This is a genomic window from Brevibacillus sp. YAE8 (genome assembly GCF_057543335.1).
Genome location: NZ_BAAIYG010000053.1, coordinates 1 through 12,395, shown reverse-complemented (window position 1 = coordinate 12,395; position 12,395 = coordinate 1). Strand labels below are relative to the sequence as shown.

General features: G+C 51.3%; 14 protein-coding genes. 3 read left to right on the top strand and 11 right to left on the bottom strand.

Features of this window, described 5'->3' with window-relative positions; translation table 11 throughout:
* Positions 1 to 302: 302 nt before the first annotated feature.
* A complete protein-coding gene (locus AC27IT_RS27155; RefSeq protein ID WP_026558124.1) occupies positions 303 to 851 on the top strand; it encodes a hypothetical protein in 549 nt (182 codons plus the stop codon).
* 24 nt (positions 852 to 875) lie between these two features.
* On the opposite strand, the gene AC27IT_RS27150 is transcribed toward AC27IT_RS27155, so the two are convergent.
* The 5 genes from AC27IT_RS27150 to AC27IT_RS27130 all read right to left on the bottom strand — a co-directional run bounded on the left by AC27IT_RS27150 (position 876) and on the right by AC27IT_RS27130 (position 4,890).
* Positions 876 to 2,363, bottom strand: coding sequence for a DUF4153 domain-containing protein (locus AC27IT_RS27150; protein WP_025845303.1), 1,488 nt, complete (start codon positions 2,361 to 2,363; stop codon positions 876 to 878).
* A 198-nt stretch (positions 2,364 to 2,561) separates the two neighbouring features.
* Positions 2,562 to 3,335 carry a hypothetical protein gene (locus tag AC27IT_RS27145; protein WP_007785730.1) on the bottom strand — a complete coding sequence of 258 codons (774 nt, stop codon included), beginning with the start codon at positions 3,333 to 3,335 and terminating at the stop codon, positions 2,562 to 2,564.
* Between the two features lie 103 nt (positions 3,336 to 3,438).
* Positions 3,439 to 4,023 (bottom strand): RNA polymerase sigma factor, encoded by a 585-nt coding sequence (locus AC27IT_RS27140; RefSeq protein ID WP_005836412.1) that lies wholly within the window; start codon positions 4,021 to 4,023, stop codon positions 3,439 to 3,441.
* A 144-nt stretch (positions 4,024 to 4,167) separates the two neighbouring features.
* On the bottom strand, positions 4,168 to 4,527 hold the full coding sequence (gene erpA, locus AC27IT_RS27135; protein WP_005836410.1) for an iron-sulfur cluster insertion protein ErpA: 360 nt from the start codon (positions 4,525 to 4,527) through the stop codon (positions 4,168 to 4,170).
* Positions 4,528 to 4,671: 144 nt separating this feature from the next.
* Complete coding sequence (locus AC27IT_RS27130) at positions 4,672 to 4,890, bottom strand: aspartyl-phosphate phosphatase Spo0E family protein (RefSeq protein WP_025845299.1); 219 nt, start codon at positions 4,888 to 4,890, stop codon at positions 4,672 to 4,674.
* 323 nt (positions 4,891 to 5,213) lie between these two features.
* On the opposite strand from AC27IT_RS27130, the gene mqnE reads away from it, so the two are divergent.
* On the top strand, positions 5,214 to 6,317 hold the full coding sequence (mqnE, locus tag AC27IT_RS27125; protein ID WP_005836406.1) for an aminofutalosine synthase MqnE: 1,104 nt from the start codon (positions 5,214 to 5,216) through the stop codon (positions 6,315 to 6,317).
* 108 nt (positions 6,318 to 6,425) lie between these two features.
* Here mqnE and AC27IT_RS27120 read toward each other — a convergent pair whose 3' ends face one another.
* Complete coding sequence (locus AC27IT_RS27120; RefSeq protein WP_005836405.1) at positions 6,426 to 6,689, bottom strand: DUF1450 domain-containing protein; 264 nt, start codon at positions 6,687 to 6,689, stop codon at positions 6,426 to 6,428.
* Positions 6,690 to 6,862: 173 nt separating this feature from the next.
* Here AC27IT_RS27120 and AC27IT_RS27115 point away from each other — a divergent pair, with 173 nt between their 5' ends.
* Positions 6,863 to 7,930, top strand: a complete 1,068-nt coding sequence (locus tag AC27IT_RS27115) for an NAD(P)/FAD-dependent oxidoreductase (RefSeq protein ID WP_007785734.1) — start codon at positions 6,863 to 6,865, stop codon at positions 7,928 to 7,930.
* A gap of 135 nt (positions 7,931 to 8,065) precedes the next feature.
* Here AC27IT_RS27115 and AC27IT_RS27110 read toward each other — a convergent pair whose 3' ends face one another.
* The 5 genes from AC27IT_RS27110 to AC27IT_RS27090 form a co-directional block, all read right to left on the bottom strand.
* Positions 8,066 to 8,410 carry a M55 family metallopeptidase gene (locus AC27IT_RS27110; RefSeq protein ID WP_025845297.1) on the bottom strand — a complete coding sequence of 115 codons (345 nt, stop codon included), beginning with the start codon at positions 8,408 to 8,410 and terminating at the stop codon, positions 8,066 to 8,068.
* Between the two features lie 256 nt (positions 8,411 to 8,666).
* Complete coding sequence (locus AC27IT_RS27105) at positions 8,667 to 10,055, bottom strand: AAA family ATPase (RefSeq protein WP_283858195.1); 1,389 nt, start codon at positions 10,053 to 10,055, stop codon at positions 8,667 to 8,669.
* The gene (locus tag AC27IT_RS27100; protein ID WP_005836397.1) at positions 10,056 to 10,937 is read right to left on the bottom strand and encodes a tetratricopeptide repeat protein; all 882 of its coding nucleotides are present in this window, start codon (positions 10,935 to 10,937) and stop codon (positions 10,056 to 10,058) included.
* Positions 10,927 to 11,334, bottom strand: coding sequence for a hypothetical protein (locus AC27IT_RS27095; protein WP_025845292.1), 408 nt, complete (start codon positions 11,332 to 11,334; stop codon positions 10,927 to 10,929). Before AC27IT_RS27095 ends, AC27IT_RS27100 begins: the two co-directional genes overlap by 11 nt.
* A gap of 330 nt (positions 11,335 to 11,664) precedes the next feature.
* Positions 11,665 to 12,018 carry a hypothetical protein gene (locus tag AC27IT_RS27090; protein ID WP_487092227.1) on the bottom strand — a complete coding sequence of 118 codons (354 nt, stop codon included), beginning with the start codon at positions 12,016 to 12,018 and terminating at the stop codon, positions 11,665 to 11,667.
* Positions 12,019 to 12,395 lie beyond the last annotated feature (377 nt).

Genomic DNA, 12,395 nt, shown 5'->3' with positions numbered 1-12,395 from the left:
CGAATTCTACAATACAGAACGGTTCCAGAAAAAACTCGGCGACCTCTCCCCAGTCCAATACCGGGAATCGATCGCCGCTTAAGATAGCGTCTTTTTTTAGTGTCTACTTGACGGGGCTATGACCAGTCGAGTAGACGGCGAGAAGGGCTTTTCCTAATCGTGGTTAATCCGATAGACGGTGATTTCCGGAAAGCAAAAAAGACGGACAGGCAACCTGGCTGTCCCCAAGCCACGGCTGATGCCAAACAGGCCGACGTTCTCGTCCGCTTTTTGCCCGACGTGAAAATGCTTGTAGGCGCCGATTGTGCGGCCAAAGATTCGGACCTGCCCACCGTGCCAACCATACCGCAGCTTGCAGTTGCGCCCGCCCGCCTGATCCTCTGACGGCACTGGAGCGATCGGACGCTGTTTTCGCCGGAAAAGTGCTGCAAGTAAACAAGCACACGAACTGGCGCAACTGGATTCCGTTTTGGACTTCGCCAGGCATCTGGGGCTACGACGTTATGTTTGAAGTGCAGACCGCCTGGAAAGGGGTAGACCAGACACAGGTCCTCATCGTCACGGACGGCGTTGGCGGCGGATGCGGCATCGCTTTTCAGCCTGGTGACGACTATCTCGTGTACGCTTCGTATTGGGAGGGAAGCGATCTGGCGACCAACATTTGCACCCGGACTACCTTGCTCGCGAATGCCGCAGAAGACATGCAGGTGCTGGGAGCCGGTGCCGCTCCGACCAGCCCGGCCGATTCCGTCTGGACGCGGCAGCTTGGCGTGTACGGCTGGATAGCCGCCATTGCTGCCGCAGGGGCACTGCTTATGTTTTATGTGTCCAGCCAAAAGCGGAGACGATAGCCTCACCCGTCTCCGCTTTCCTCCCTACGGCAACTGCAATTGCTGCCTTGCCCGATACTTCGACAGGTTGAACGACTGCCAGCTCGCCTCTGCCTGCAATTCCTCCCGCATGTTTTCCAAATAATACGCGACGTCCTCGCGCAGCGATTCGTCCGCCTTCAGTTCCAGCAAATACGGAACCACATCGTACGACAGCCTGCCCAAATACTCGACGTCGATACTTTTCGTGGCATAGTAGCGCTCCATGTTGTTTTTGGCGATGATGACGTCCATGTTGATGTAGTTGAGCAGCACGTAGCTCACGAGCGACACCACCGCATAATACTTGATGAGCGAAAACGTATGCCGCCAAATTTTGCACAAGGCGATCGCGAACAAGATCAGCAAAAAGATCATGAAGATGTGCGCGAGCAGACGGCTATGCGTGTAACCGTACGCCTCCTCATACAGCGACAGCCGAAAATAGGCGGAAAAGAGCATGAAGCTCGTGCATACCGTCAACACAGTGAGCAGCACCTGCACGACCCGGTACAGCAGCCGCTTGGCCCGCGAAACCAGGTGCATGGTGCAGAGCAGGATCAAAAAATTAATCACCGTTACCGTCACCAGCTCATTGAAGCCGTTTTTGGCGTACTCGGCATAGGTCAGGCCGTCCGGGAGCGCCGCTTTGGCTCCGCTGAACAAATACGAAATCTGGACATATGTAAACGCGGCGTACACCAAATCAATCATCGCCAGAACCGTCACCAAAATCACGCCGTCCCAGACCAGCTTGCCCTCTTTTGGCGGCAGCGGAATTTCTACAGCTTCCTCCCTTTTGCCAAAAAGCGAGTACAGGTAGCCGAATACGAGCAGCGTCACAAGCCCGATCAAAAACAGGCGAAAGGCGCCTTCTACCGCATCCAGGTCAATCATCCTGTTCGGAATTTCGTGCAAAAAATGCCCAAACACCTGATCTGCTTGCGACAACAGCGTCAGCACGACGAGCAAAATCGGCAGCGAGATTCCTACCCCGATCATCACTTTTTTCAGCACGCCGTACTTCTCCTGATTCATCCGCGCCTTGAGCCATTCTCTCGTCAAGGCAAAGGGCAGGCGCGTATGCTTGAGCGTGAAGTAAAACAGCGTTTCCAATAACTCGCCCACAAAGCCAAGCTCGTACCACTTCGCCTTGTGCCGCCCCGTGAGCAGCATCGTCTGGAGCACGAACAAAATCGGCACGAGAACAAAGTTGAACAATTGAAAATATTCGTTGGAAAACAGGGCGAAGGACAGCGCCAGCAGGACGATCGGCACCGTCAGCAGCCACCCGTACACATGCTTTCGCGAAAAGCTTAGTTGCCCGTGCCGCCTGGCCTGCCAGCCGTACAGCGCATACATCGCGATGACAAACAGCAAATACGAGATGCCAAACTCCTTGCCGTAAAACAAAAGATCCCCCAAACAGCCGATTGCGAACGCCCCCAGCAGCAACCACTGCAACGCTTTTTGCTCTTGTGACCATTCCGCCACACGATTCACTCCTTACGATACGATATTCGCTCATTGGAAAAAGCAACGAGTCCGCGGCTTTTTGTTGCGCTGCTGCCTTTGGTTAGTACGCACAGGCTCGGCTGTTTGTTACAAATTGCTGGAAAATCCACCTTTCTTTCCTTTTCGACCGAAAAAAAGCCCAACACCAGGTGTCGGGCTTTCGCGCAGCGCTTATCGCTAATTCAGCTTTTCGGCAATCGCGAGCAATTCCTCTTTTGTAATCGCTGCGGTCTTCGTGCTCACCTCGAAAAGCAGCTTGCTGTTGTCGTTGTAAAACTTCACGGTGCGCATATCCGTGCCGTCTGGAAGCTTGTTTGCGACATACAGCGCTTCTTTTTTCTGTACGCTCACTTTTTCCACGGTTTCATCCGGTCCCGCTTCCTCCGTGATGTACTGCATCCGGTCGAAGTTCGTAATGACGACCGTGACCTTGCCTTTCGTTCCGTTGTACTCGGTCGCGACGGAATCAATGCGCGGCTCGGGGGAGACTTTGCGAACCACGAAGTCTTTTTTGCCCTGCTCTGCTTCCTTGTACATGTCTTCGAACAATTCCGGCTGGCGATGGTTGAACGAATAATTGACCACTCCGGTTGCAAACCGGTACCCGCCCGCGAGGCTCTCCGGGAAGGCATAGAAGCTTCCGGTTTCTTGTTGCAGGGCAGACGTCGTCTCATGAATCACGGGAATGCGTGTAAAAAATACTCGTTTGTCCGGGTTGTCTGGCCCTGGTATGTAGATCGCCGCACTCTCTCCCGGTTTGAGCGTATCGCGCGCCTGATCGAATTTGGATTTTTTCTCTTCGTTGACTTCCGTTTTGTTCTCTGTTTGCTCCACCTTCACGACGACTTCGCCCTGCTCGTTTTTCAGATCGTACACTTTCATCGCCGCATAAGCGGATGTCACCCCAAAGGCGAGAATAACTGCCACAATCAATCCGATTCTTTTTTTCATAGGAACCTCCCGCGTTTTTTGGTTACGTTCTTTGATTTTTTGAAGGACCCGATTTTTGACATCGAAATCATCGTCTGCTGCTGCCATCAGTTGCTGCTTCCACTCACCTTGTTGCTGAGATCGTGTCATGACTATCACCGCCTTCACTTACGAGCATGTAGGATTTGCACTTTTTCACAATTCGCTCATACTGCTTTCGCAGCGTGGCAGGCTTTGTATCGAACAAAGCGGCCAGCTCGTCGTAGCTGTATTCCTCGACGACGCGCAAAATCAGCAGGTTGCGCTCACTCGCTGACAGCTTGGATACCGCCATGTGAAGAGGGGTGCTCACATACTCGGTGTCTTCGACTTTCTTCTCGCCCTCATGCTTGCTGAACGTCTGCATCCCGGCGCGCAGCAAAGTGAGGATACGCCCGCGTTTCGCCCGGTTTAACACGTTGACGCAATGATGGTAGGCGATCTTGTACAGCCAGGCGGAAAAAGAGACGGTCTGCCGATAGCTGTCCAATTGCTCGTACGCTTTCAGGAAAACTTCCTGGACGGCATCCTCCGCTTCCTGGCGATGTCCCAGCATGTGGTAGCAGTAGACGAAAAGCTGCCTTTGCATCGCGTCGATGATGATGCCAAACTGGTCAATATCCCCGGCTCTGACCTCCTTTACTACTTGCTCGATCTCGTTACGATCCAACCCTCTCACCTCCAATTGACACATATAACAAACGAAGCGGTCATTTTGTGACAGGAAACCAAAAAAACCTCCCTGACCTGTGCATCGAGCGTGCACAAGCCAAAGAGGTCTGATCTTCTTGCTATTCATCCTGTCCAGGACAGCTTAGTCGTCGCACTTCTCCGCCTTGCCCTCAGCCAGCGCCGTCTTGAACGACGAGCCACAGCCGCAGGAAGCAATCGCATTCGGATTCTCGATGGAAAAGCCTCCGCCCATCATGGATTCCTTGAAGTCAATTTCGGTTCCTTTAATGTATAGGTAACTGTCCTTGTCGACAACAATTTTCACGCCATGCTGTTCGAAGGTGACGTCGCCTTCCTTCATTTCCTGATCCCAGCCCATTCCATAGGTGAAGCCGCTGCATCCGCCTGGTCGGACGCCTACCCGCAAAAACAATCCGGGTTTATTTTCTGCCGCCAACATTTCCTTTACTTTCAGGCTGGCTCTCTCTGTCAATGTAATCATGCTTGACTCCCTCCTTTGCAGGCTACCTTTACACTTTCTATATGTTCAGTATACAAAAGAAGCAACCTTTCTCACAAGGTTCCCCTGCACTTCGGGCGCTCATACCGCCTCCCAGGCAAAACAAAAAAGAGGGGCTCCCCCTCCTTATGCAAAAAAAGCATTGTTCTCGGTCAAATAAAAACGATACATCTTCTTTCGGCCTGCCTTAGACAGATTATGATCTATCTGGTTCAGTTCGTTGTGTAGTTGATCAATTTGCATACTGTATTCTAGGACTTCTGGATGATCCAACCCAAACTCTAACCCCATATTTACCATACGCTGTCGAAGGAGTTCGATTTTTTCGAGCAAAACGTCCCGCATGGTGAAGCTCCTCCTAATAGTAGATCAGGCTTTCTTACTATATTTTACAAGAACGGCTATGATTTCGCAAACAAAATTTCCCACATTCCCCAAAATTCCCGCAAAAAAATGGCGATAAATGTTAGAATTTTACAAGAGAGAGTTGGAGAACTTATGTTATTGTTCGTACATACTAACAGGTTTATAATATAGATGCCTTGTTGCCCGAGATTTTCCCTTTTTCTTAGAGCTTTCTCCACCCCCAAGGAACGTTTTTGAGTGGGTATGGCCTGGATGTACAGCTCTTATCCCTTACCATTCGATCTAGAAAGGAAGTGTTTGGAATGGCGCTTGATACGATTGCCATCCAAGACAAATCACTCGCCGGAATCGCGGAAAAAGTCTTGCACGGTGAACGCCTGACATTGGAAGACGGCGTTACTCTGTTTAACTCCAACGATCTCCTGACGATTGGACAGTTGGCAAACATTGTCAATTATCGCAAAAACGAAGATAAGGTTTACTTTTTGCAAAATCTCTACATCAACCCGACAAACGTTTGCGAAGCTCACTGTAGATTTTGCGGATTCCGTCGCGATGAAGGCGACGAGGGTGCTTACACAATGAACAAGGAAGAGTTGCTTCATTATGTAGAAACCCGCTTCCATCCGGGTATCCGTGAATTTCACATCGTAGGCGGCCACAATCAGCACAAGCCGTTCGAATACTACGTGGACAATGTTCGCATTTTGAAGCAGGCTTATCCCGATGTCACCATCAAAGCGTACACCGGGGCTGAAATCGAGTTCTTCTCCCGCATCTCTGGCCTCTCCATTCGCGAAGTATTGCAGGAGCTGACAAAAGCCGGACTGGAAACGTTGACGGGCGGCGGCGCCGAGATTTTGACTGAGCGCTACCGCATGAAAATGAGCCCGGAAAAGGCGAGCACAGACATGTACTTGCAAGTTCACCGCACCGCTCACGAACTGGGCTTGAAAACACATACGACCATGCTCTACGGCTCCATCGAAACGTTGGAAGAGCGCGTCATTCACATGCTGCGCCTGCGCGAGCTGCAAGACGAGACGAACGGCTTCATGGTCTTCATCCCGCTCGCCGTTCAGCCGATCAAGGCAACGGCCGGAATCAAGCGCCGCAACTCCGCGATCGACGACCTGAAAACGATGGCGATCAGCCGCCTCATGCTGGATAACTTCCAGCACATCAAGGCTTACTTCATTAATATTGGGACACAGTTGACCCAGCTTTCGCTGACGATGGGAATTTCCGATGCGCACGGTACGTTGATCGAGGAGCGCATCAGTCACTCGGCAGGGGCCCTCACCCAGCAGGCACTGACTGTCGATGAACTGGTCTGGCTGATTAAAGGCGCTGGCAAACGCGCTCTGGAACGCGACACCTTCTACAACGTCATCAAAGAACATTAAAAACGCCAAAAAGCTGATGCCCGCCACCAACAGGCATCAGCTTCTTTTTTTATTTTCCGGGCACACGCGTTTGTTCGCGGGCCTCAATGAACATCCTAAGAAAACAGCTTACAGAGGAAAATCTGCGTCCAGCATCTCTTCTTCCTCGCGCAAGCAGTGCTTGATTTTCGCAAGCAATTCATCGGCTGACGGAGCTTTCAACAGTTTGCCGTTCACCAGTGCGAACGGCTCCATATAGCATTCTCCGCAGTAGCCAAGACAGCCGTATTCGAGAACATCCACATCCAGCTCGGGGTCGTTTTCCAGCGCATCTACGACGGGCTGCGTGTAGGAAGAAACGTTGCTCGCGCAAAATTCTACCAATGGTTTCATCTATGTTCACCTACCGATTATACCGACATCGTCACGTACTTTATTGTACCGCGACTTTTCCAAAAATCCAGCGGAGAAAACGGGAAAAAGATTCTGCTTGCATTTTTACGGAAAGAGACTAAAAATAGAATGGGTGCTGTAAAAAACGGACATAAGAAAGGACTAGACCTTCTATGAAACGACTTGTGATCCTTGGTGGAGGATACGGGGGTCTTCGTATTATCGAGCGAGTCCTGTCCCCTGATTTACCAGACGACGTGTTTATTACCCTTGTGGACCGTATGCCGTTTCACGGCCTGAAAACAGAGTACTACGCTCTGGCCGCGGGCACTACGCCGGAAGCCCACTTGCGGGTCAATTTTCCAAGCGATCCTCGCCTGACCGTCAAATACGGCGAAGTTACCGCAGTGGATTTGGACGAGCAGGTCGTCAACTTTGCGAACGGGGACGCCCTCTCGTACGATTGGCTCGTCATCGGATTGGGCTGTGAGGACCGTTACCATGACATCCCTGGTGCAGATCAGTTTACTTGCTCGATCCAAACCATGGGAGCTACCCGCAACACATACATGGCAATCAATAATGTAAATCCATATGGTACGGTTACCGTTGTGGGTGGTGGTCTCTCCGGTGTGGAAATGGCGGCAGAGCTGCGCGAAAGCCGTCCTGACCTGAATGTGCGGATCATCGACCGTGGCCCGAGCATTTTGAGCCCATTCCCGAAAAAGCTGCAGGAATACGCTTCCCAATGGTTTATCGAGCACGAGGTACAGCTTGTCTCCATGGCCAACGTCACCGGAGTCGAGCCTGGCGTCGTGTACAACCATAACCAGCCGGTTCCAAGCGATGTCATCGTCTGGACAGCCGGCATTCAGGCCAACCGCATCGTCCGCGCCCTGCCGATCGAGACAGACAACATCGGACGAGCCAAGCTGAATCAGTATCACCAGATTCCTACCCATCCAAACGTCTACGTCGTAGGCGACTGTGCGAGCACGATCACTGCGCCGAGTGCCCAGACAGCCGAGATTCAAGGGGATCAGATCGCCCTGATGCTGAAAAAAGACATCAAAGGCGAAGAATACCCGGCTTCTCTGCCACCGCTCAAGCACAAAGGCTTCCTCGGTTCTCTCGGCAAAAAAGAAGGCTTTGCCAGCATGGGAAAAGTCTCCCTGGTCGGTCAGATGGCCCGCGTCATCAAAAGCGGACAGCTCTGGATGTACAAAAAACATATGGGATAATCGTCAAGCCTGTTGGCCAACTGGTCAAACAGGTTTTCTTTTTGGATCAAAAAGTTTTGAAGCCAAATGATGAAGGAGCTGTCCCCCGAGGCGTAAACGGCCTTGGAACAGCTCCCCTTTTTTACGGTTCGCACCCTACAGGACGAAAAACAGAAAGCGCAGCACGTCCATGTAATCGTTCGATTCGTACTCGACGGTTTTCGCTCCCGTCTGCTTCGCGCCCGGGTAGAACGAGCCGCGATACGCCAAGTAATGCTCGCGGAAGGCGATCTCTACGTGGAACGTTTCCGGCAACGCTACCCGGTATTTGGACAGGTCATCCGCCAATACCGCCGAAACCTGCTCCTTGATGTTTTTTTGCGCGACGTTCGGATGGATCGAGATTGCCGCATTGCCGATGCCTTCGCTCACGGGGACCGTCTTGATGTGCGGATTGATTTTTTGTGCTGCCTTTGCGGGCCTGGCTATAAGAAAAGGCAATGGACGGCGGCTGCGGACGGGTCTACAGGAAGCCCGCTGGCGCCTCTCACGCCTCTTGCGCCTCTTGCGCCTCTCGCGCCTTTCGCCTGCCTGCCGGAGCGTAAGCAAGCATGAGAGGGCGTCTGCACGCTCGGTTGCCCCCTCTTTTTTGGCGAAGTCCCGCCTTCGTTGTCCTTATCTCGAGACGAAAAAAGCTTATTCCTCGCGCTCCGATCACGCACGCGGGAAATAAGCTTTTGCTGTTGGTGTCGTGTCGTTAAATCCGCTTGTAGCGGGATAAAAACGATTCTACATCGTTGTACAGACCGCCCTGGTTGGCGTATTTGACGTAGTTTTTCACCGTGCGCAGCCAGTCGATCGTGGACGGCTGCGTCGACTGGATCGCGTTTTTCAAGTCCTTCATAGTGAGTGGCCGCTCTACGCCCGTGCGCATAATCTCGGTGATGACCTCTTCTGTAGCAAGCTCGACGACGTTTTCGATGTCTGCGCCGGAGTACAGGTCGGTTTCTTTTGCCAAAAGCGCGTAGTCGATCTGCTCGATCGGCCGCTCGTGCAGCTTGATGCGGAAAATGGTCGCGCGCGCTTCTTCATCCGGCGGCGAGACAAAAATCATTTTGTCGAAGCGGCCCGGGCGCTTGAAGGCAGGGTCCACGTCCCACGGCATGTTCGTCGCCCCGATGATAAGCATTTTGTCCGTATTGGTTTCGATGCCTTCGATCTCGGTCAAGAGCGTGTCGATCACGGCCCGCATCGTATCCGTCGAAGATCGGCTGCGGTTGTAGCCGATGGCATCCATCTCGTCAAGAAACAGCACGCTCGGCTTGGTCGCCCGCGCCGACGCAAACACCTCCCGCAAATTTTGCTCGCTCACCCCGATATACGGGTCGAGAATGTCCGAGACGTGAATCGGGATAAACCGGGCGCGGCATTCGCCCGCTGTCGCTTTGGCGATAAACGTCTTTCCGCAGCCGGGAGGGCCGTACAGCAAGATGCCGCCCCCGACCTTTTTCCGGAATCGCTCGAACAGTCCGGGAGACACGAACGGCTTCACAATTTTCATCTGGATCGCGTTTTTCACCGCATGCAGCCCGCCCACATCGGCAAACGTAATCGGCGTCGCTTCCCTGTCTCTTTTCCCCGCTTGCCCGCCAGAGATGACTTGAAATGGCCGCTCGCTGCCCGGCCCTTGGGCATGGCTGGCGGACGGGGGCCGGGTGGTTGCGAGGACGGGGGCTTTTTCGGGTTTGTCGTCGGCCGCGGCTTCGGGTTTGTTTCCGGCTATGTCGTCGGCCGTGGCTTCGGATTTGTTTTCTGCCGCCGCTTCGCGCACCGTCTCATGCAGTTTTACATGCTCGACCTCATGCACCGCTACACCCCCCGCTTTCCGGGCTGTCGCCTCCCCTGAAACGGCTGGCTCGCTTTGTACAGGCGCAGAAGCTGGCGTCGGCGCGAGGGAGAGCTTGCCCAGCTCCCCGATGATTTGCGGCGTAAGCGCCGGATCGTTGCAGCGCAGCGCTTCCGTGAACGCTTGCAGTGCCTCGTTGTTTTTGCCCGTCGCGGCGTACTCCAGCCCGAGCAAATACCACGCCGAAGCGTTTTCCGGGTTGCTTTTTGTCATATGCAAAAGCACATCGATTTTGTCCACTTACTGACTCCTCACTTTACACACAAGTTTATAAACTAGCGGCGAGATCCACGTGTAAATCCCGAACACAATCCAGCAGACGATAAAGTACCCGACCGCAAACGGGGCAAGGTAGCTGATGAGAAACAGAAGAACAACAAAAACTACCCACATCCCGATCGGGCCACCCAGCTTGTCTACGAGCCGATTGGGCCAAAAGACGATGTGCGTCTCCTTGTCGATCGCATCGAGCAATTCTTTGACCCGCTCATTGGTTGGATCGAGCAAAAACGCCTGGATGAGATTTTCCTTTGCGGTTTTGTAATCGTCGCGAAAGTACGCCTCTTCCCCGATTTTTATCAGCTTGTACAGCTCGTCGTCCGCGACTTCCACATACGTCTCCAGCGTTTTGCGCTGCTGCTTTTTGTTGCTGGCAATCAAGTCGATGTAAAACTGGTAGTGCAGCACCGTGCTGTCGTTCGGGTTCAGGCGCTGCGCTTCCGCCATCAGCAGCCTTGCTTTTTTCACGTGTCCCGTGTGGAACATCAGGTACGCGTAGGTCGCAATAATCCCCGGCTCCTGTGGGTTCAAAGCGAGAGCTTGCAGCAGCGCCTGCTCGGCTTCGTACCACTTTTTTTGCGACTGCAAAATCAGCCCGAGCAACTGGTACACGTACTCCGTGACCATCCCTTTTTGCAGCACGTCCACGCACAGCTCGTAGGCTGCCTCGTCATTGTCCAGTTGAAACTCGCAGTAGCTCAGCATGTAAAGCACGGTCGGATTGGTCGGCACTTCCGCCAGCGCCTCGCGCAAATGCTCTCTGGCCTGCTCATAGCGCTTCATATCGTAGTAATGCTTGCCCAGTTGATAATGTCGCGAATTTTGCAACGCTTCAGTTTCCATGGAACAGTTGCACTCCTTTTGCTGCGAAAAACCACTCTACGGCCTTGCCCAGCAACGCATATAAAACAGCTTCCGGCAGGATCGGCTCCGTCTTCGCGTAAAGCCTCATATGAATGCGGTACTTGCCTCTCATCAGGAAGTAATACATGATTCCGGTGCCGATCGCAAAAAAATGCGCGTACCTTGCTGCGAAGAAGAAAACGGCAACGCCTGCTGCCGCAATCACATAGCTCCAAAGCGGCTTGATCCGCAGCCAGCCTGCGTTTTTAATCCCGAGCACGATCGCTGGCAGCAAGCCTCCGAGGAAGACAGCCAGGAGGTAATGGGTCAGATTGTACGATTTGGTTTCGTAGTCGACATTTGGCTTCAACGTCGGCTGAAACAGCTCGTGGTTCATGTTTTCACGCTCTTTTCCGGGTGAATAGAAAGGATATATATACCATATCGGCTGCGAACAGCAGCTCGTTGAGTTAAGACACGATATTAGTGTCACTAGGTATTTCTAATGTTGGATTACCATTAACTGTTATTTTTAGGTTTGCTCCCCTCGTACTTTATTTTCCGTCGAGTTGGTCGCAATACTACTCCCCAAAAGGGATTTTTCTATGGATTCATTGAAGGCATAAGGCGAAGCTTATTCTGATATAAAAAACTCCCTATCTTCTAATTGTGGTTAGAGATGGGGAGTTTTCATAGTTTAAAGCCCACTTGTAAGTGGTTGTTTTGTTTAATTTTCTTTAGGGCTAGGGAAAAATGCAGAATTAACAGAAGGCAATGAATTTGCTAGATTAATAATGTTTTGTTTGCCAATATTTCCGCATACAACTATTAGTTTTCCAGAATCAAAATAATACAAATAGCTGTTTTTTAAATTTTCTTTTGAGACATATGCTTCATTCTTATTGGTTAAAGTAATTTTTTCAGGATCATTTGTTTCAACAAAAGGAAAACGATTATATACGGCAATCGTGACTATCTCTTTTTCATTAGCAAATGCCCAAATTTTTTTGTTTTTTTTCGGTATTTTGAGATTTAATGCATTAAATTTATCCATTGGCAAATCTAAGCCTTCTTTATTCATAAACCCCGTACCACCCTGTAATCTTAAAAAACCATCAATAACCCATTTTTTGGTATTATTGTACTCATAGAGAAAAACTGTATAATTAGTTTCGCCTTCAGGGGAACGTATAGCAACAATACTGGTATCACCAAGAGTTGATTCGAAAACGATATCATTTTTTTGAGGAAATGCACTTTTTCCATCTTTAAAAGTAACTTTATATTGGTATGTTACTGCTTCAGAAGGGGAAGAGGCATTTTTTGGTGATTCTAGGATGTGTCTGAAAACTCATTATTGAGTTAGTTTAAAGATGGACGCGACATATACAAACGCTAGGAATGATTTGGCCAGCTTGTCGTAACGAGTAGCGATTCGTCGAAAATGTTTGATTTTAT